Origin of the sequence: Enterobacter genomosp. S, from assembly GCF_001631805.1 — a bacterium.
GTDB classification, from domain to species: Bacteria; Pseudomonadota; Gammaproteobacteria; order Enterobacterales; family Enterobacteriaceae; genus Enterobacter; species Enterobacter quasihormaechei.
Map to the genome: position 1 here is coordinate 55,517 of NZ_LVVA01000018.1, position 20,764 is coordinate 76,280.

The 20,764-nt window shown below is 55.0% G+C and carries 17 protein-coding genes; 12 read left to right on the plus strand and 5 right to left on the minus strand.

Translation table 11 applies throughout. The annotated features are described in order from the left end of the window. Positions 1–6: 6 nt before the first annotated feature. From A3466_RS11225 to hrpB, 5 genes are all read right to left on the minus strand, one after another. Positions 7–2,484, minus strand: a complete 2,478-nt coding sequence (locus tag A3466_RS11225) for a fimbria/pilus outer membrane usher protein (protein WP_063450610.1) — start codon at positions 2,482–2,484, stop codon at positions 7–9. A gap of 20 nt (positions 2,485–2,504) precedes the next feature. After that, positions 2,505–3,218, minus strand: coding sequence for a fimbrial biogenesis chaperone (locus A3466_RS11230; RefSeq protein WP_063450611.1), 714 nt, complete (start codon positions 3,216–3,218; stop codon positions 2,505–2,507). Positions 3,219–3,260: 42 nt separating this feature from the next. After that, positions 3,261–3,833: a fimbrial protein gene (locus tag A3466_RS11235; RefSeq protein ID WP_063450965.1), complete on the minus strand. Its 573-nt coding sequence runs from the start codon at positions 3,831–3,833 to the stop codon at positions 3,261–3,263. Positions 3,834–4,176: 343 nt separating this feature from the next. Continuing rightward, complete coding sequence (mrcB, locus tag A3466_RS11240) at positions 4,177–6,702, minus strand: bifunctional glycosyl transferase/transpeptidase (RefSeq protein WP_063450612.1); 2,526 nt, start codon at positions 6,700–6,702, stop codon at positions 4,177–4,179. A gap of 181 nt (positions 6,703–6,883) precedes the next feature. After that, entirely contained in the window at positions 6,884–9,313 is a 2,430-nt protein-coding gene (gene hrpB, locus A3466_RS11245) for an ATP-dependent helicase HrpB (protein ID WP_063450613.1), read from the minus strand. Between the two features lie 73 nt (positions 9,314–9,386). Between hrpB and thpR the strand changes: the two genes are divergently transcribed. From thpR to A3466_RS11305, 12 genes are all read left to right on the plus strand, one after another. Next, positions 9,387–9,941: an RNA 2',3'-cyclic phosphodiesterase gene (gene thpR / locus A3466_RS11250; protein WP_063450614.1), complete on the plus strand. Its 555-nt coding sequence runs from the start codon at positions 9,387–9,389 to the stop codon at positions 9,939–9,941. Beyond that, the gene (gene sfsA / locus A3466_RS11255; protein ID WP_063450615.1) at positions 9,931–10,635 is read left to right on the plus strand and encodes a DNA/RNA nuclease SfsA; all 705 of its coding nucleotides are present in this window, start codon (positions 9,931–9,933) and stop codon (positions 10,633–10,635) included. The genes thpR and sfsA overlap by 11 nt, the downstream gene beginning before the upstream one ends. Positions 10,636–10,811: 176 nt before the next feature. Beyond that, positions 10,812–11,267, plus strand: coding sequence for an RNA polymerase-binding protein DksA (gene dksA, locus A3466_RS11260; protein ID WP_001155232.1), 456 nt, complete (start codon positions 10,812–10,814; stop codon positions 11,265–11,267). Positions 11,268–11,324: 57 nt separating this feature from the next. Then, positions 11,325–12,215: a tRNA glutamyl-Q(34) synthetase GluQRS gene (gene gluQRS / locus A3466_RS11265; RefSeq protein WP_063450616.1), complete on the plus strand. Its 891-nt coding sequence runs from the start codon at positions 11,325–11,327 to the stop codon at positions 12,213–12,215. Between the two features lie 42 nt (positions 12,216–12,257). Then, positions 12,258–13,655: a polynucleotide adenylyltransferase PcnB gene (pcnB, locus tag A3466_RS11270; protein WP_074161026.1), complete on the plus strand. Its 1,398-nt coding sequence runs from the start codon at positions 12,258–12,260 to the stop codon at positions 13,653–13,655. Further along, positions 13,652–14,131 carry a 2-amino-4-hydroxy-6-hydroxymethyldihydropteridine diphosphokinase gene (gene folK / locus A3466_RS11275; RefSeq protein ID WP_063450618.1) on the plus strand — a complete coding sequence of 160 codons (480 nt, stop codon included), beginning with the start codon at positions 13,652–13,654 and terminating at the stop codon, positions 14,129–14,131. Before pcnB ends, folK begins: the two co-directional genes overlap by 4 nt. A gap of 122 nt (positions 14,132–14,253) precedes the next feature. After that, entirely contained in the window at positions 14,254–15,045 is a 792-nt protein-coding gene (gene panB, locus A3466_RS11280) for a 3-methyl-2-oxobutanoate hydroxymethyltransferase (RefSeq protein WP_063450619.1), read from the plus strand. Positions 15,046–15,056: 11 nt separating this feature from the next. Next, on the plus strand, positions 15,057–15,908 hold the full coding sequence (panC, locus tag A3466_RS11285) for a pantoate--beta-alanine ligase (RefSeq protein ID WP_063450620.1): 852 nt from the start codon (positions 15,057–15,059) through the stop codon (positions 15,906–15,908). 32 nt (positions 15,909–15,940) lie between these two features. Next, complete coding sequence (gene panD, locus A3466_RS11290) at positions 15,941–16,321, plus strand: aspartate 1-decarboxylase (RefSeq protein ID WP_003856284.1); 381 nt, start codon at positions 15,941–15,943, stop codon at positions 16,319–16,321. Between the two features lie 398 nt (positions 16,322–16,719). Then, positions 16,720–17,307 (plus strand): fimbrial protein, encoded by a 588-nt coding sequence (locus A3466_RS11295; RefSeq protein WP_063450621.1) that lies wholly within the window; start codon positions 16,720–16,722, stop codon positions 17,305–17,307. A 62-nt stretch (positions 17,308–17,369) separates the two neighbouring features. After that, positions 17,370–18,107 (plus strand): fimbrial chaperone, encoded by a 738-nt coding sequence (locus A3466_RS11300; RefSeq protein WP_063450622.1) that lies wholly within the window; start codon positions 17,370–17,372, stop codon positions 18,105–18,107. A gap of 65 nt (positions 18,108–18,172) precedes the next feature. Continuing rightward, positions 18,173–20,752 carry an outer membrane usher protein gene (locus tag A3466_RS11305; protein ID WP_063450623.1) on the plus strand — a complete coding sequence of 860 codons (2,580 nt, stop codon included), beginning with the start codon at positions 18,173–18,175 and terminating at the stop codon, positions 20,750–20,752. Positions 20,753–20,764 lie beyond the last annotated feature (12 nt).

Here is a 20,764-nt window from a genome sequence, read left to right on the forward strand (position 1 = left end):
CCCATTTTATTGGCAGTTTACCGTTGTTTTAAAAATGCCTGTCGCGCCGTCGGCGGGTACGTCGAGCGTGCCGCGGCACTGCGCGTCCCCCTCTTCTCCCCACTGCACGTTAAACGCTGTGCTGCCGCGCAGCCCGGTTAAATACACTTCCCCTTCGTCTCCCACGATGGCGGTCGCGTTTTGCAGGGCGAGCACAGCCCCGAACGGCACGGCCTTGCCCCGATGAAGCAACGTGACCAGCGCCCGCCGCCCGACGCGCGCGTCGAACGTTGCGGCCAGCGCCGCCCCTTTCGTCGGGACAAGATCCTGCGTGGCTGCCTCAATATCGATATCGTCCCGATCCTGGGTATTTACCGTGATGACGTTATGCCGGTAGGCCGTCAGCGACGGGACAACGGCGTTGCCAAAGCGATCGGTTGAAATCCCCCGACCGTTCTGAACCTTAACGTTGTCGCCGCCCTCGATATGCACAACGGCGAACGCGTCGCGGACTGGCTGCCCTAAGGTCACGCCATGTTCATGCGCCACGACGGAGCCCTGTGCGCTGTAGTTCCACTGCCGGTTATCGCCGCCATAGCTGTACCCCAGCCCCAGATCGCCGGAGGCTCCCCGATAGCGGCCGGACAGGCTGCCGCCGTAGCCGGTATCGTGATTAGCGTACGTCTGCTGAAGGCTGTAGCTGAGCTTATTATCCTCCAGCGCGGTGCCGCCGAGCCCCACCTGATGCGAAACAAAACCTCCGCTGGCGGTGTTGACGCTGTAGCTCGCCCAGGCGTTGGGCAGCCAGTGGGAGAAGGGAATATTCAGCGTCAGGGCCATCTGTCGGTCAGCAACCGCATCGGGCGTCCGGGTAAGGCTGTAGCTTAATGACCAGGAGATATCACGCCAGCTGGAGCTCAGCCCGGCGCTGACGCTGCGCTCGCGGCCATCCATGTCCCAGTAATCCTGCTGATAGGTGTTCAGGTAAGCCGACCCCCAGTCCGAAAGGCGCTGAGAAAGGTTAAGCTGCATACGGCTCCGCCGGTTGTTGGTCAGACGATAGGTATAAATTCCGTCGTCAATCTCACCGTCGCGCTGGTCTATCGCCTCCTGAAAGGTGTAGAAACCGGCGGTGGAGTAGCGGTAGCTGGCAAGCGTGACGGTGGTGTTGGTATCCGGAATATCTTTCGCATATTGCGCGCGCCAGGATAATCCGCTCGCGTCATCACGACCGTCATCAACGGCGGTGCGGGCACCCGTGACATCCACCGATGCCGAGCCGAAGCGCCCCAAATCCGCCCCCGCCCCGACCAGCGCCGCATGATACAGCGACGCGCCCAGCACGCCGGTATAGGCCGTTATGCCATACGGAAAGCCATAGATCACCGTTCCCTGGGCAAACGCAGGCGCATCCTCGCCCTCGCTGCCGCGATAGCGCCCCATCGCCAGAGAATATTTCAGGTTTCCTTCGCGCTGGAGCACCGGCACCGACGCGCTGGCCTGGATAAAGCTGTGCTCGCTGCCATCCGCCTCTTCGACGGTCACTTCCAGATCGGCGCCCGACGCCACCTGGCTCAAATCACGGATCGCGAACGGCCCCGGCGAGACGTTGCTCTGGTAAATCGTGTAGCCGTTTTGTTTCACGGTGACCTTCGCGTCGCTGTTCGCAATGCCGCGCACGACCGGAGCAAAACCCTGCTGGCCGGTGGGAAGCATGGACGTGTCAGTCTCGAGCTTCACCCCGGTCATTTGAATACTGTCGAAAAGTTCACCGTTGGTATAGGTCTGGCCAATCTCCATCTGGCTTTGCAGGGGTTTAACGTCGCGCTGTAGCGTGGTGGCGATAGCATCCCAGCCGGCGGTATCGCTCCAGGTACTGTTATTGCGCAGGCGCCATGCGCCCACGTTAATACCGGAGTCCAGGCCCAGCCAGGTTGACGAGGTTTTGCCCCCGCTATAGCGCTGCTGCGAACCGCTAAGCTGGTAGCTGGTCCAGGCCGCCGGAGCACCGTCATCCCACAGCTTAGGGCTGATGGCCCCCGCCGTCGCCCGATCGCGGTACATCTGGGGGATAACCAGCGTCAGCGTTTGATTATCCTGATTAAATTCGTAGCGGGCATTTTTTATAAAACGGGAGATATCGTCGATGTGCGCCGCGTCGTCCAGCCCGGCCATATCGGCAATGACATCCACCTTTACCCCCAGCGCGCGCAGCTCGGCTTTGGTCAGCTCAGGCAGCAGGCGCTGTTTGTCCGCCGAGAGAACATACGTTACGGGGCGCTTATCCAGAACATCCCCGTCCCAGAGGATCGTGGTCTGATAACTGCCGGGCAGCAGGCCGTTATCATTGATGAAGTTTTTCAGCGTCGCGGTATTTTCAAGCGGCGTATCCAGCTCCAGAATCCGCAGATTGAAGTCGTCATCAGCCGCGGCAGGCTGGATTGCGGCCAGCAATGCCAGCGCGATCCCCTTCAGAACCTGTTCGAGCCGTGACGATGATGACATACGATACCAGCATGATCGGTTTACAGTGCCTGACTGCGTTGAGGGGTTTGCGCGCCGAAATCGTTGATTGCCGTCCACGTCACGGCACCTTTTGCCGAACCGGGCAGGGCGAAACGCTGCTCGCTGAATGGCGCAACCATCATGGAAATCGCTCCCGGCGTGGCTTTGTTATCCACCACCGGCACGCTTTTGCCGCCAACGGCCAGCTCGCCAAATGAGACGTAAAAAGGCGTGGAATTTTTTGCAATCAGAGTGTCACCCTGACGGCGAAACGTGATTTTTTCAAAGGCGTGCAGCGCGTCCGTTTCTTTCAGCTGCGCAGGGCGCCAGAACAGCTTCAGACGCGTTTTCATCGCAAACTGAAGGGTATTCTTATCTTTTAATTCCGGTGATAAGGCCGAAACGGATTTAACGTTAGCCAGAAATAGCGACTCCCGATCCGCAGGCAGGCTTTTTTTATCGCCGGTAAAAATAATATGTAAAAGCGTCTGGCGATTTTCCTGTAATTTATACACGGGAGGCGTGATAACAAAGGGGGCTTTCGCATTATCGGGATAGCTCACCCAGCTCTGTACCAGATAACGCGTATGAGGATCTTTATTTTTGAGGGCAATTTGCACTTCAGACTTATTCGATGGATAAACGATTCGCGTTCCACCGAGAACCACGCTGGCCTGCACTGTACAGCAGGAAATAACCAGGCAGCCGCATAACACTTTAATTAAATGTTTCATCCTGCGTTCCAGAAGGCAGCCTTTTCAGGCTGCCCGATTTTTTTAGCGATAAACAACCTCGAACGTGGCAGAGGAGGCATAATGACCCGCCGTTGGCGCATCTTCTCCAACCTGAATAACCTTCGCGGTGTAGTTAAAGACGGAAGCAGCCTGTCCCGTCGCATCGTTCGCAACGTCAGTGCCCGCGTCAGGGGTAGATCCGTCAAAAATCACGTCCCCTTTCGTGCCATTCTCATTGCTGACGATAATACCGACGTTGGTGGCATTACCATCACCGGTCAGATCGTTCTGAAGACGTTTGTAGGCGGCGTCCGTGGTGGAGCCGCTGAACTTCAGGTTCAGTTTTGCGACCAGCGGGTCACATTTCTTCACCTCAATTTTGAACGCTTTTGACGTTCCCACCGAGCCGTCGCCGCTATAATCCGAAGGATAGGTATCGGCAAACGTTACGGTCGATGCATTCGTACCGGTGCCATCAACGTTAATTTCGCAGGTATCCGCAACAATTTTCCCGGCAAAGTTCACCGTGCCGGAATCATTCGATGCTAAAACCGGAAGCGACAGCGCAGCCAAAATGCTTCCGCCCAGTAAAGAAGTAATAATATATTTACGCATAACAATATCCTTATATTTGCTGATGAAGGTATCCATTCCCGGCAAAGCGAATTTGCATCAGAATGTCAGGTAAAGCGAGACATCATTCATTTTCCACCCCATCCAAATAAGAATGTCCTGACGAATGATGAATTTCATGGCGGGATTACATCAGATTATTCTTTATCATGTCCAGCGTGCAAAAGGGTAAAATCGGTCACGATTATTATAACCCCCTGATTTATAAAACCAGTCTATAAGATTAATAATTCTACAATCAGTATTTAATAATTATAATAAAGCAACGGAGGGAAATAAAAAAAGCCGCTTTACGAGAAAGCGGCTTTTAAATTCAGGGAATTAATTAATTTCCGCCGAACATGTCCTTGATCCAGCCGGCGACGCCGTCGCTGTCTTTCTTCTCGTCCTGCTGCTGCGGCTGTTGCTGCTGCGGCTGTTGAGGCTGAGAAGACTGGTCAAACGGATTGCCCGTTGGCTGCTCAGGCTGGCTTTGCTGGCACAGCGCATCCGGATTGGTCGTCCAGACCGGCAGCGAACGCACGCCGCCGCCGCAGATGAAGTTACCTGAGCTGTCCACGCCCATATCGACGATATCTTCCGGCGCAACGAGGTTCAGCGGCACCGGAGACTGATTTGCCAGATAGCGCTGGTAAATCGACATTGCACCGCTTGCACCATACAGTTTGGTCGGCTGGTTGTTGTCGCGACCCACCCAGGTGATCACCACTTCACGGCCGTCAATACCGGCAAACCAGGTATCAACGTTGTTGTTGGTGGTCCCGGTTTTACCTGCCAGATGCAGACCCGGATACTTCGCCCCCAGCTGACGCCCGGTACCGCGCTGAACAACCTGCTGCATCGTCCATAACGTCATATAGGCTGCCTGCGCGGGAACCGCACGCTCAGCCTGCGGGAAGCTTTGATACAGCACGGAGCCATCTTCCGCTATCACCGAACGCAGGGCGGAAAGCGGAGCACGATTACCGCCGCTGGCGATGGTCTGGAACGCCTGGGCCACTTCGATTGGCGTCAGGTTAAGCGCACCCAGGATCATGGCCGGAACAGGGTGCAGCTGATCTTTCGGCACACCCAGCTTCTGCCAGGTATCGGTGATGGCCGGCAGGCCCAACGCCATGCCGAGGTTAACCGTCGGCACGTTCATTGAGCGGGTTAACGCATCCACCAGCATCACCTGACCGCTGAACTGCTTATCGTCGTTCTGCGGAGACCATACCTGGCCGTTAGGCTGGCGCAGGGAGATGGGCGCATCGGCAATCCAGGTGTTCAGGCGATAGAGGTTCGGCTGGCTCAGCGCGGTCAGATAGGTCGCCGGTTTTGCCAGAGAACCAATCGAACGACGCGCCTGCATCGCACGGTTATAGCCCGCATACTGCGGCTCGGCGCCGCCCACCATGGCGCGAACTTCGCCGGTGTTGCGATCAACCACCACCATCGCGGTTTCCAGATCGCTCAGCTTACGCTGCTTCTTCAGAACCGGAATACCTTCAACCGCTGCTTTTTCTGCCGCATCCTGCGCCACGGAGTCAAAGGTGGTAAAGATCTTCACTCCGGAGAGATCTTTTACTTTATCCCCAAGCTTAGATTGCAGCTCCTGACGCACCATCTGCATAAAGGCAGGCTGCGGGGAGATCACGCCACCGCGCGGCTGAACGCCCAGCGGACGCGCGCTCAGCATGTCGTACAGCTCCTGGTCAATCACCTGCTGCTGTTGCAGCAGACGCAGCACCAGATTACGACGCTCCAGCGCCAGTTTCGGGTTACGCCACGGGTTATAGATTGACGCCCCTTTTACCATGCCCACCAGCAGCGCCTGCTGATCGAGGCTCAGCTCTTCCACCGGACGGCCAAAGTAGTACAGGCTCGCCAGCGGGAAGCCGCGGATTTCGTTATCGCCGCTCTGGCCGAGGTACACCTCGTTCATGTACAGCTCAAGGATACGATCCTTGCTGTAGCGCGCATCCATCAGCACGGCCATGTACGCTTCGTTGGCTTTACGCCAGTAAGAGCGCTCGCTGGAGAGGAACAGGTTTTTCACCAGCTGCTGGGTAAGCGTACTCGCCCCCTGCACCGTACGCCCGGCGGTCAGGTTCGCCAGCACCGCACGGCCAATGGAGTAGAGGCTAATACCGTCGTGCTCGTAGAAGTGACGGTCTTCGGTTGCCAGCAAGGTATCCACCAGCAGATCCGGGAAGCCGTTACGCGCCACGAACAGGCGCTGTTCGCCGTTTGCGGACGACAGCATGGTGATCAGGCGCGGATCGAGACGGAAGAAACCGAACTGGCGGTCGTTATCCATGTTCTCAATAGTTTCCAGGCGATCGCCGTCAAAGGTCAGACGCGCGCGCACCTGGCCCTCTTTGCTGTCCGGGAAGTCGAACGGACGGCGGATCATCTCAATGCTTTTCGCCTGGACGGTAAATTCGCCCGGACGGGTCATTTTCGTGACCTGACGATACTGCGTAGCTTGCAGCAGTTTCACCATTTCGTTTTTGCTGATGGACATGTCCGGCTCAAGGTTCACCATGCGACCATACACTGCCGCCGGCAATTGCCAGACTTTCCCGTCGATACGGCTGCGGATCTTCTGATCCAGATACACGCCGTAAATCGCGATCAGAACAACAAAAACAATGAACAGCTTCAGCAGCAGCCAGAACCAGCCGCGCTTCCCACGAGGCTTACGCCCTTTGCCTTTCCCTTTACGCGGCATCGGTTCTTCATCCTCATAATCGTCTTCATAGTCATCGTCATACTCCTCATCTCTGAGGCGACGACGGCTTACCTTTTCTTTCGCCGGACGCGCTGGCTTTCCCTTACGTCCTATTGGCTCGCGGTCATTCCCCGCCATGCTTTTTCTCCGCAACATTCAGGCGCAAAGGCCAGATTTTCTTATCTTGCACAGGTCAGTGAAAGAAGAAATCTCTCAAAATAAATATGCAAGACTTTCCTGACAGGAAAGTCTTTAGTGTTTTCTCCCTCTCCCCGTGGGAGAGGGCCGGGGGTGAGGGCATCAAGCCGCACTTTCCCCATCACGAATATTTCTTCGTGCGCCGCGTCGGCGCGGTATTCGCCGGATCGTCCGGCCAGACGTGTTTGGGGTACCGCCCTTTCATCTCTTTCTGCACGTCACGATAGCTCCCCGCCCAGAACGCGCCCAGATCGCGGGTGATCTGCAAGGGACGATGCGCGGGCGAAAGCAGCTCAAGCACCAACGGTACGCGCCCTTCAGCGATCGACGGCGTGGTGGCCTCACCAAACATCTCCTGCATCCGAACCGCCAGCGCCGGAGGATTATCCTCATGATAACGAATAGCAATCCGGCTCCCGGTTGGCACAGTGTAATGCCCAGGCAGTTCACTATCCAGACGTTGACGTAACGACCAGTCCAGTAAATTCTGTAACGCTGCCTTAACATCAAGCGCCTTAAGGGCGCGCAGCGAGTGCACACCGTTCATCTGCGGCAGTAGCCACTGTTCAAGCGTCGCGAGCAGGGTATCGTCATCCACCGCTGGCCAGCCGTATGCCGGCAGCCATTTCGCGGCGCAGTGCAGACGAATACGGTACTGCTCCGCCTCCGGTGTCCAGTTCAGAACGCTCAGCCCTTTTTCCCGAATGCCGTTCAGCATCGCCTGGTGTAACTCTTCTTCCGACGGCTTCGCCAGCGGTGTCGTCCCGAGCGTCAGTTTACCAATCTGACTACGACGGAACGCCTTCAGCGTACCCTGGGCATCATCCCATTCGACGATATCAGATTGCTGAAGCAGCTGCGGGCAGGCACGCGTCAGGGCGTCAATATCCACCGCAATCGCCTGCGAGATGCGCGCATCCGGGGAATGGCTGCCCTGTAGCAGCAGAGGGGCAATGAGCCACTCATGACGCGTCAGGGCATCATCGCTGTCGAGCATCGCGCCCATCCCGTTTGCCAGCTGATAGCGGCCGTCAAGTCCGCGGCGGCGCGCAATCCTGTCCGGAAAAGCCTGTGCCAGCAGAGAAGTCATTTTATCGCTGTCAGGCGATCCTCCCCGGCTCTTCAGACGATGACATAGCTGCTGTGCCCGCTGCTGCCAGTTTCCCTGATTGCGTGAAAAGGCCTGTCCCAGATCGCTGCTGCCGCCGCGCGGCGGCTCCTCAAGAATAGCCGCCAGTTTTGCCGCCGTGGCAATTTCATCTTCGCCCTGCGCGGCCACCAGCATCGCCGCCAGTCGCGGATCGTTGCCCAGCGCCGCCATTTTCTGGCCGCGCGCCGTCAGTCGCTCGCCTTCCAGCGCACCAAGCTGGGTCAGCAGGCTGCGCGCGGCGGTGAGGTTCACGACAGGCGGAGGATTAAGCCAGGTGAGCTGGTCAGGATCCGGGCAGCCCCACTGCATCAGATCCATCACCAGCCCGGAGAGATCGCTTTGTAAAATTTCAGGCGTGCTTTGTAGTGCCGCACGCTCCGCCTGCTCGGCGCTGGTTAAATGCAGACAAATACCCGGCTCAAGACGCCCGGCTCGCCCAGCGCGCTGCACCATCGAGGCCTGGCTAATGCGCTGCGTCAGCAGCCTGGTCAGCCCGGTGCGCGGATCAAAGCTGGCGACCCTCTCCTGCGTACTGTCCACCACAAGGCGAATGCCTTCGATGGTCAAACTGGTTTCGGCAATATTGGTCGCCAGCACCACTTTGCGCTGCCCCGCCGGGGCGGGAAGGATCGCTTTGCGCTGGTCGCTTAACGACAGGGCGCCATACAGCGGACAAAGCGCGACATCGCTGCTCACCCGTGACGTCAGCTGCTCCTGTACGCGCTGGATTTCACCTACGCCGGGTAAAAACAGCAGCAGCGAGCCGGGCTCCTGGCGGAGCAGTTCGGCGGTGGCGATGGCAACGGCTTCGTCAACGCGCTGATGCGCAGGCAGCGGCTGATAGCGGCGCTCAACCGGAAAGGCTCGTCCTTCGGAGGCAATCATCGGCGCGTCTGGGAGCGTCTGCCGGAGCCGCTCGTTATCCAGCGTCGCCGACATAATCAGCAGGCGAAGGTCGTCGCGCAGCCCCTGCTGTACGTCAAGCAGCAGCGCAAGGGCCAGATCGGCCTGTAGGCTGCGCTCGTGAAATTCATCAAGGATCACCAGCCCGACGCCGGTCAGCTCCGGATCGTTTTGCAGCATGCGGGTGAGAATGCCTTCGGTGACCACCTCCAGCCGCGTGGACGCGCCAACGCAGGTTTCGGCGCGCATCCTGTACCCTACCGTCTCGCCCGGTTTTTCATTCAGCAGTTCCGCGAGGCGCTGCGCCACGTTGCGCGCGGCCAGCCTGCGCGGCTCCAGCAGGATAATTTTCCCGCTGATGTTCCCATCACGCAGGATTTGCAGGGGCAGCCAGGTGGATTTACCCGCTCCCGTGGGCGCGCTGAGCAAAACCTGTGGCGCATGTTCTAAGGCGGCAAGAAGCTCAGGAAGGACAACGGCAACGGGCAAAGAAGACACTTACGGCTCCAGAGGGTTAACATTAATCGGCGTACATTGTAGCATCGGCGCATATCATTACCGAGTCTTGCGCATGTCTGAGTCAAAACGGCTGTTCTTCGCCATTGAATTACCCGCCTCGCTTCAACGGCAAATTGTTCGCTGGCGCGCCAGCCACTTCCCGGCAGAAGCGGGCCGCCCTGTCGCCGCCGCCAATATGCACCTGACGTTAGCGTTTCTCGGCGATGTAAGCGCTGAAAAGCAGCGCGCCTTAAGCGCACTGGCCGGACGCATTTCCCAGCCGGGGTTTACGCTGCATCTTGACGATGCCGGGCAATGGCTGCGCTCTCGGGTGGTCTGGCTGGGGACGCGTCAGCCCCCTCGCGGGCTGCTCCAGCTCGCCAGCATGCTGCGGGCGCAGGCCGCGCGCAGCGGCTGTTACCAGAGCCCGCAGCCGTTTCATCCCCACATTACCCTGCTGCGCGATGCGGGTCAGGCCGTTGCCATCCCGCCACCGGGCTTTCACTGGTCCTTTGAGGTGAAGGAATTTGCGCTTTACGAATCTGCCTTTGTACAAGGACGCACCCGCTATACTCCGCTCCAGCGCTGGACGCTGGGCGACACGCTAAGGAATCCTGATGAAGTTTAGCCCTGCACTCCAGCCCGCCACGCTGCTCCAGCGTTACAAACGCTTTCTCGCTGACGTAATCACGCCTGAGGGCGAAACGCTCACGCTGCACTGCCCTAACACCGGCGCCATGACCGGTTGCGCCACGCCGGGTGATACGGTCTGGTATTCCACTTCAGAAAATACTAAACGCAAATATCCCCATACCTGGGAAATGACCGAAACGCAAAACGGGGCATTTATTTGTGTTAATACCCTGCGCGCCAATCAGCTGGTTAAGGAATCCCTGACCCATGGAACCCTTCCTGAACTTGTGGGTTACGGCACGCAAAAAAGCGAAGTGAAATATGGCGATGAAGGCAGCAGAATTGATTTTATGCTCCAGGCGGAAGACCGGCCTGAGTGCTATATTGAAGTGAAATCAGTGACGTTAGCAGAACAGGAAAACGGCTTCTTTCCGGATGCGGTAACGCTACGTGGCCAGAAGCATCTGCGAGAGCTAATGAGTGTGGCGGCGGCGGGCAAGCGCGCCGTGTTGCTGTTTGCGGTTCTGCATTCAGCCATTGAACGGTTTTCCCCGGCCCGTCATATTGATCCTAAATACGCGCAATTGTTGAATGAGGCACAAAAGCAGGGGGTAGAGATTTTGGCTTATAAAGCGGAACTTTCTGCCGATAATATGACTCTGAGATCCTCTCTTCCCATTGTCTTATAAGGGATTAGACGATTGACTAATAAGTGTTCTGGCCGCGTGCGCAAATACGCTTTTCCTCACAGGGTTGTCAAGTGTTACGTTTAGATAATTGCCATACGGAAAAGCATCTGCTATTTATAGCGACCTGATTTTTCCCCCAACATGGGGATCGATAGTGCGTGTTAAGGAGAAGCAACATGCAAGAAGGGCAAAACCGTAAAACATCGTCCCTGAGTATTCTCGCCATCGCTGGGGTGGAGCCGTATCAAGAGAAGCCGGGCGAAGAGTATATGAACGAAGCCCAGCTGTCGCACTTCAAGCGTATTCTTGAAGCATGGCGTAATCAACTCAGGGATGAAGTCGATCGCACCGTTACACATATGCAGGATGAAGCTGCTAACTTCCCGGATCCGGTCGACCGTGCCGCTCAGGAAGAAGAGTTCAGCCTCGAACTGCGTAACCGTGACCGCGAGCGCAAACTGATCAAAAAGATCGAAAAAACGCTGAAGAAGGTCGAGGACGAAGATTTTGGCTACTGCGAATCCTGCGGTGTTGAAATCGGTATTCGTCGCCTGGAAGCGCGTCCAACAGCCGATCTGTGCATCGACTGTAAAACGCTGGCAGAAATCCGCGAAAAACAGATGGCCGGTTAACGCCTGCCCTCTCACTACTGCAAAGGCGGGAGTCTCTCCCGCCTTGTTACCGTTGATATGTCTGAATCTCACTATATTGGGCGCTTTGCGCCATCTCCCTCCGGTGAATTACACTTCGGCTCATTAATTGCCGCGCTCGGCAGCTACCTACAGGCTCGCGCCCGTCAGGGTAAATGGCTGGTCCGCATTGAAGATATCGATCCTCCGCGTGAAGTTCCCGGTGCAGCAGAAACCATTCTGCGTCAGCTGGAACATTACGGTCTTCACTGGGACGGCGAAGTGCTCTGGCAGTCGCAACGCCATGATGCCTACCGTGAACGCCTGGCATGGCTTGCTGAACAGGGTCTTTCCTATAACTGCACCTGCACGCGCGCGCGTATTCAGAGCGTGGGTGGCGTTTACGACGGCCACTGCCGTACGCTGCACAACGGTCCTGAAAATGCCGCCGTACGGTTGATACAGCGCTCTCCGGTGACGCAGTTTACCGACGTGCTCTCAGGCACCCTTCAGGCCGATGAGCGCCTGGCGCGTGAGGATTTTATTATTCACCGTCGTGATGGTCTGTTTGCCTATAATCTGGCGGTCGTGGTCGATGACCATTTTCAGGGCGTCACGGAAATCGTGCGTGGGGCGGATCTCGTGGAACCTACCGTGCGGCAGATATCGCTTTACCAGCAGTTTGGCTGGACGGTGCCGGATTACATTCATCTGCCGCTGGCGGTCAATGAACAGGGGAATAAGCTGTCAAAACAGAACCATGCCCCGGCGCTGCCTGACGGCGATCCGCGCCCGGTTTTGATCGACGCGCTACGATTTCTCAACCAGAATGTAACGCAGGAATGGCAGGATCTGAGTCTGGATGAATTGCTGAAAAGAGCGGTTGCTGGCTGGACGCTAATGGCCGTGCCAAAAATCCAGCATTCTCAAATGCGTTGCGCTGAGCTATGATTAGCCGCTTTTTTGATAACAAAACACACTACGAGGTGTACTATTTTTACCCGAGTCGCTAATTTTTGCCGTAAAGTGCTGAGCCGCGAAGAGAGCATGGCGAACGACGCTAATGCACAGCCACACATGTCGGTCGTTCCGCGTGAGCAGCACAACATTTCCCGCAAAGATATCAGTGAAAATGCCCTCAAGGTGCTCTATCGTCTGAATAAAGCAGGCTACGAGGCCTATCTCGTCGGCGGCGGGGTTCGCGATTTACTGCTGGGCAAAAAACCAAAAGATTTCGACGTGACGACCAGCGCCACGCCTGAGCAGGTGCGTAAATTATTCCGCAACTGCCGTCTGGTTGGCCGCCGTTTCCGTCTGGCGCACGTGATGTTTGGCCCGGAAATTATTGAAGTGGCGACCTTCCGCGGTCACCACGAAGCGGGCGTCAACGATCGCACCACTTCCCAGCGCGGTCAAAACGGCATGCTGCTGCGCGACAACATATTCGGATCTATTGAAGAAGATGCGCAGCGTCGCGATTTCACCATCAACAGCCTTTACTACAGCGTGGCGGATTTCACCGTGCGTGACTACGTCGGCGGCATGCAGGACCTGAAAGACGGCCTGATTCGTCTGATCGGCACGCCAGAAACGCGCTATCGCGAAGATCCGGTCCGAATGCTGCGCGCCGTGCGTTTCGCCGCCAAGCTGAATATGCGTATCAGCCCGGAAACCGCAGAACCTATTCCACGCCTGGCAACGCTGATTAACGACGTGCCCCCTGCCCGTCTGTTCGAAGAGTCATTAAAGTTGCTCCAGGCAGGCTACGGGTTTGAAACTTACAATCTGCTGCGTGAATACAACCTGTTCCAGCCGCTGTTCCCGACCATTACCCGCTACTTCACCGAAAACGGTGACAGCGCAATGGAACGGATGATTGCGCAGGTGCTGAAGAACACTGACACCCGCATTCATAATGATATGCGCGTTAACCCGGCATTCCTGTTCGCGGCCATGTTCTGGTATCCGCTGCTGGAAACGGCACAGCGTATCACTCAGGAGAGCGGTCTCGCCTATTATGATGCGTTCGCGCTGGCGGCAAACGACGTGCTGGACGAAGGCTGTCGCACGCTGGCGATCCCGAAACGTATTACCACGCTGGTGCGTGATATCTGGCAACTTCAGCTGCGCATGTCTCGACGTCAGGGTAAACGCGCCTGGAAGCTGATGGAGCATCCGAAGTTCCGTGCCGCGTTCGACCTGCTCTCTCTGCGTGCAGAAGTGGAAAGGAACCCGGAGCTACAGCGCCTGGCGCAGTGGTGGGGCGAGTTTCAGGTTTCTGCGCCACCGGAGCAGAAAGATATGCTTACGGATCTGGATGATGAGCCGGCACCGCGCCGCCGTCACCGTCGTCCGCGCAAGCGCGCACCGCGTCGTGAAGGCACGGCGTGACCCTCGCGTATATCGCCATCGGCAGCAATCTGGCCTCTCCGCTGGAGCAGGTTAACGCTGCCGTGCAGGCGCTGGGGCAGATCCCGCAAAGCCGTATCGTTGCGGTCTCTTCGTTTTACCGTACGCCGCCGCTTGGCCCGCAGGATCAGCCTGACTATCTGAACGCCGCCGTGGCGCTGGAAACGGCCCTTGATCCTGAAACGCTGCTGGATAACACCCAGCGCATTGAGCTACAGCAGGGTCGCGTCCGCAAAGCCGAACGCTGGGGGCCGCGCACGCTCGACCTGGATATGATGCTTTTCGGCCTTGAGGTGATTAACACCGAACGCCTAACCGTTCCGCATTACGACATGAAAAACCGTGGCTTTATGCTCTGGCCGCTGTTTGAAATCGCCCCCGCGCTCACCTTCCCTGACGGCACCTCGCTGAAGACCGTTCTGCAAAACCTTAACGCGGAAAAACCGGCCCGCTGGTAATCCGCGTCACTGTCGATTAGCCATTTTTTAATTGTGGTTAATCGATTACCTAAAATCATTGTTCCCTCGAATGTTACTGTTAGAATGCGCAAAGATTCGCTTTTGGGCCATCAGGAAACAGTATGAAACCAACCACCATCTCCTTATTGCAGAAATGCAAACAGGAAAAAAAACGCTTCGCCACCATCACCGCGTATGACTACAGCTTCGCAAAACTGTTTGCCGAAGAAGGGATCAACGTCATGCTGGTCGGAGACTCGTTAGGGATGACGGTACAAGGACATGATTCCACTCTGCCGGTCACGGTCGAGGATATTGCTTACCATACCTGCGCCGTGCGCCGGGGCGCTCCCGCCTGCCTGCTGCTTTCCGATCTGCCGTTTATGGCGTATGCCACCCCGGAACAGGCCTTTGAAAATGCGGCAGCCGTGATGCGCGCCGGCGCCAATATGGTCAAAATTGAAGGCGGCGCCTGGCTGGTCGAGACGGTGAAAATGCTCACCGAACGCGCCGTGCCGGTTTGCGGACACTTAGGGCTGACGCCGCAGTCAGTAAACATTTTTGGTGGCTATAAGGTTCAGGGGCGCGGCGATGCGGCGCAGACGCTGTTTGATGACGCCGTGGCGCTGGAAGCCGCCGGCGCGCAGCTGCTGGTGCTGGAGTGCGTGCCGGTTGAGCTGGCTAAACGCATCACCGAGGCGCTGTCGATTCCGGTTATCGGCATCGGCGCGGGCAACGTCACCGACGGCCAGATTCTGGTGATGCATGATGCTTTCGGGATCACCGGCGGGCACATTCCAAAATTCGCCAAAAATTTCCTGACAGAAGCAGGCGACATGCGCGCTGCGGTGCGGCAGTATATTGCCGAGGTTGAGTCCGGCGTGTATCCGGGCGAAGAACACAGTTTCCATTAAGGAGTCAAGGTGTGCTAATCATAGAAACCCTGCCGCTGCTGCGCCAGCATATCCGCCGGGCGCGTCAGGAAGGTAAACGTATCGCACTGGTCCCAACCATGGGCAACCTGCACGACGGTCATATGAAGCTGGTCGATGAAGCGAGAGCCCGTGCGGATATCGTGGTAGTCAGTATCTTCGTTAACCCGATGCAGTTCGATCGCGAAGACGATCTGGCGCGCTACCCACGTACCTTGCAGGAAGATTGCGAGAAGCTCAAAAAACGTCATGCGGATATTGTCTTCGCGCCGGCTCCGGCAGACGTCTACCCACAGGGAACCGGTGAAGCAACCTACGTGGACGTACCGGGCATTTCCACCATGCTGGAAGGCGCCAGCCGCCCGGGCCATTTCCGCGGCGTCTCCACCATCGTCAGCAAGCTGTTTAACCTGGTGCAGCCGGACATCGCCTGCTTCGGTGAAAAAGATTTCCAGCAGCTGGCGCTGATCCGCAAAATGGTTGCCGACATGGGCTACGACATAGAGATTGTCGGCGTGCCGATTGTGCGTGCAAAAGACGGCCTGGCGCTCAGTTCACGTAACGGCTACCTGACCGCCGAACAGCGTAAAATTGCGCCGGGCTTAAGCAAGGTTATGAACACCATGGCAGAGCAGCTGCTGGCGAAAGCGTTAACCGCAGAAGAGATTATTGCCCTTGCCGAGCAGGCGCTTAACGATAAGGGCCTTCGTGCTGACGACGTACAAATTCGTGATGCTGATACGCTGCTGGAATTAACTCAGAACAGCAAGCGCGCAGTCATCCTGGTGGCGGCATGGCTCGGCCAGGCACGCCTGATTGACAATAAAGTGGTTGAGCTGGCGTAGTTCTTCACCCTTGACAATTAAAGGTAAACGTAATGATTCGCAAAATGCTGCAAGGTAAGCTTCACCGTGTGAAAGTCACTCAGGCCGACCTGCACTATGAAGGCTCCTGCGCGATCGACCAGGATTTTCTCGACGCGGCGGGTATTCTCGAAAACGAAGCGATTGATATCTGGAACGTGAATAACGGCAAACGCTTCTCCACGTACGCGATCGCCGCCGAGCGCGGCTCTAAAATCATCTCCGTGAACGGTGCTGCGGCGCACTGCGCTGACGTGGGTGATATTGTGATCATCGCCAGCTTCGTCATGATGTCTGATGAAGAAGCGCGCCGCTGGCAGCCTAAAGTAGCCTACTTCGAAGGCGACAATGAAATGAAGCGCACCGCAAAGGCGATTCCGGTTCAGGTTGCCTGATTACAACAAGGAGCGGAACCCTCTGGATCCGCTCCTTAACAGGAAAAAACACATCATTCTGAATTATGTAAATAGCATCTCTTTACTCATTTCTCTTATTTTTACCACGCTTTTCGCATCTCCTTTCTTAAATAAACATTCCCCTCAGTTATATACGAAGGGAAAATGATCTATACCATTAATAATCCAAGCCTGCCAATATCATATCAACGCAATAAAAAACAACCCCCAGTGTTTTTTTTGAGAACATTTTCAAAATCTTTTTCAATGACTTATCAATTTTTAATTTTTCTAATGAAAACTTTTAGTAATTATAAATACCCAACGTATACAGAGCCCCCTATCATCGTTCTGCTTGTATTAAATCATTACAATGTTTTTTAAATGGAATTTCAATTATGTTAAAAAAAACGTTATTAGCTTCAGCTGTAGCTTTGTTTGCAGTAGGTTCTTTTTCAGCAATCGCAGATACGGATCTTGGTTTAATCACCTTTGATGGTGCGGTAACAGACACAACATGTAATATTTCCACCTCTAATGGTGAATCACAAAACAATATTACTATTACCTTACCCGTCGTTAAAAAATCTGAAGTTGAATCCACAACTATTGATACTGGCGTCGGTTCCAAAAACTTTGAGCTGCTGCTCACCAATTGCCCTGAGACATTGAAGAATGCTTCTGCAAGCTTCATGTCAAAAAACATGGGCGCTATTGCGAACGGTACTATTGAACCCGATGCTAACGTACAAGGCTCTGCAACCAACGTTGCACTTGCCCTGTTTAACAATGCCCCAACCGTTTCATCTCGTATTATGGTAGGCCAGCCTGACAATAATACGCAGAAAACAGACCTGAAAGCCGGCTCCGGTAAACTGTTCTACCGCGTTGCTTATGTCCCTGGCTCCAACTGGGTGAAAGATACTAGCCCTGTGCAGTCAGGTAAAGTTAGCGCCAACGCTTACTTCACCATGAGCTACGAATAATTTAATTCGTCCTGTTAATGTGCCCAGCCGGGCACATTTTTTCGTATTATTTGAGAGTAGACATGTACTTACTGAATATTAAGAGCGGATTAAAAGCCCTGCTGCTGGCCTCGGTGAGCGTTTTTGCTCTTAACGCCAGTGCAGATATTGTGATTTCCGGCACCCGTGTCATTTATCCAGAATCGGCAAAAGACGTAACGGTGTCTATGGATAACCGTGGCACCAGACCTTTACTGGTACAAACCTGGCTCGATGACGGAAGAGATACCACAAATCCTCAAGAGCTGAAACTTCCCTTTATTGTCACGCCTCCTGTATCGCGTGTAGAACCGCAAAAAGGGCAAACGGTCAGAATCACCTGGCTTGGTCAGTCATTGCCAAAAGATAAAGAATCCCTGTTCTGGTTCAACGTTCTGGAAGTTCCGCCAAAGGCAAAGGAAAGCGATACGCAAAGCATGCTTCAGCTGGCATTCCGTACCCGCATAAAACTCTTTTTCCGGCCTACAGGTTTGAAAGGAGAACCGACAGATGCGGCTAAAAATCTTAAATGGACTGAAACCCGGCAAGGTCAAAAGATCGTTTTAAGTGCGAAGAATGATTCACCTTATTATGTATCACTGGCGGGGGCAACGCTTATTGCTGGTACTAAAAGCTACGATATTGAAACACATTATATTGAGCCCTTCTCAAGCCAGACTATGAACGTAAAAAATCATAACACCTTGGGGTATAACAAAATCACCTGGCAAGCCATCAATGATTTCGGTGGAATTGATAAGTATGAATCCATACAGAATTGATTACTTATCAGCCTCGTATCATTCGGAATAACTATAATTGGCTTAACTCTGGGACAGAGTACATCATGCGGTTTAAACGTTCACTACTATGTTTATCGATAAGTGCGGTATTGCCGTTTTGTGCATTTGCTGCTGAAAATAATAAAGAAGAAGACGTGCAGTTTAACGATCAGTTTCTTTATAACACCGGTACATCAATTGATGTCAGCCGTTTTTCAAAAGGCAACCCTGTTCTTGCCGGGACGTATAAGGTGAAGGTGGTTATTAACGGGAAACCTTCCATTACCACGGATCTTGTGTTTAAAGAGAATGGTACACCGCGCGCCACACCCTGCATCACACGTAAACTGCTCACCCAGACAAATGTAGCAACCGAGCAACTTAAACCATCCGGGGATGATTCCGAAGGTACGTGCATCTCTGTGTCAGACGCCTATCCCGGCTCACGTGTGGCTTACGATCCTTCCACACAGGAGTTGGACCTTTCTATTCCCCAGGCTTTCGTCATTCAGCGGCCGGCGGGATTTGTCGATCCTTCACTTTGGGAAGACGGGATCCCGGCGGCGATGCTCTCCTGGGATCTTAACGGCTGGCACGCGGACACGTCTGATTACAGCACCGATACGGCCTATGCAGGATTGCGCTATGGAGCAAACCTGGGCCCGTGGCGGCTCCGGGCACGAGGTAATCTGAACTGGGATCGGGATTCCGGTAGCCACTACGCCAGCCAGGACATTTATCTCCAGCGTGATATCACGCCGCTGAAAGCACAGTTTATCGCAGGAGATTCCTACACCCGTGGAGATGCTTTCGATTCTATTAGTCTGCGCGGGGCGCGTTTATATAACGATGATCGAATGCTTCCTAATGGCATATCGACTTATGCGCCGGTGATTCGGGGTGTGGCAAACAGCAACGCCAAAGTCACGATCGCCCAGAGCGGAAACACGATTTACGAAACCTCCGTCCCGCCGGGGCCCTTTGAAATCTCAGATCTGAGTACGACGGGTTATGGCAGCGATCTTATCGTCACTGTAGAAGAAGCGGATGGCAGCAAACGTTCCTTCTCTGTCGCGTATTCCTCAGTCGCGCAAATGCTGCGCCCGGGCTACTCCCGATGGGATGTCGGCGTGGGTGAACTGCGTGACGATAACCTTCGCGACAAGCCAAAGGTAGGTTACGCCACGGGCTATTATGGATTAACCAATACCTTCACAGGTTATGCGGGTCTGGAGTACACCGATAGCGATTTTTACGCCGCATTGGTGGGTTTGGCTATGAACACCCGCATTGGCGCATTCGCCTTTGATGTCACGCATTCTGATGCCCGGATCGACGGCTTACGGCATCTTACAGGTGAGAGTTATCGTATCTCCTACAGCAAACTCATGGAAGCCACGAATACCTCTTTCAACGTAGCAGCATACCGGTTTTCGACATCTGACTATCTCAGCCTGAGCGATGCAGCTTCCTTGACCAACGAGATCAAATACCGTGACAGGGAGCGTAACCCTGACCGTGATAACAGCGATGTGTACCAGACTTTCCAGCGCATGAAGAACCAGATCCAGGTGAACATCAGTCAGCCACTGGCCTTTAACGGCCTTGATTTGGGATCGCTGTATGTCAACTCCACCTGGCAGGACTACTGGAATGAAAGCAGCTCATCAGCGCAGTACTCGGTTGGGCACAGTCAATCGTTAAGCTGGGGAAGTTACAGCCTCTCCGTGCAGCGCACCTACAACGAGTTCGGGGAAAAAGATGATAGTGTCTATCTTAGCCTCACAATTCCTTTCGACACGCTGATGGGTAACGGCAAGCGTTCAGGCGGGTTCTCATCCCTCACCACGGGCATCGGCAGCGATCTAAAAGGCGGTGGAAGCTTTAACGCCAGCGCCAACGGCAACACCGAAGATAACCGGTTCAGTTACAGCATCACTGAAAGCACCACGCGTAACGACGATACGTTAAATCAGCTAAGCGGTTACGGGAGTTATAACGGCCCGCATGGACCGGTGAGTCTTTCCGTCTCCGCGTCCGATGACGATAGCCGACAATATTCCGCCAGCTATAGCGGCGGGATGATTCTGCACTCTGGTGGCATAACACTCGCCCCTGGCAGCATCAGCGAAAGCGATACGCTTGCGCTGATTAAAGCTGAGGGAGCAGAAGGTGCCCGAGTCTCCATCGGTAACGGTGAAATTGGCTCTTCAGGCTATGCCCTTATGCCCTATCTGTCTGCCTACCGTGAAAACAACGTCGGTCTTGATATCAGCAATATGCGCTCTGACGTTGAAGTGAAAAATACCCGTTCCACTACTGTCCCTCGTAGCGGTGCCGTTGTGCTGGTTAATTTTGAGACCGATCAAGGGCGTTCAGTGTTAATGGAACTGACGCGTGACGACGGTGGGTTTATTCCGCTAGGCGCCGATGTTCAAACTGAGCAAGGCGTATCCGTAGGTAGCGTAGGCCAGGCAGGGCAGGCCTGGATTCGCGGAATTGAAGATAAAGGGTTATTAAAAATCGTCTGGGGAAGTGAGTCCGGCACATCCTGTACTGTCTCCTATCAGATTCCGCCCAATGCGAAAAAGATTGGACCAACAACGCTGCTGTCAGGCCAGACCTGCCACATCACAGTATTATAAAAGGAGTTAGAG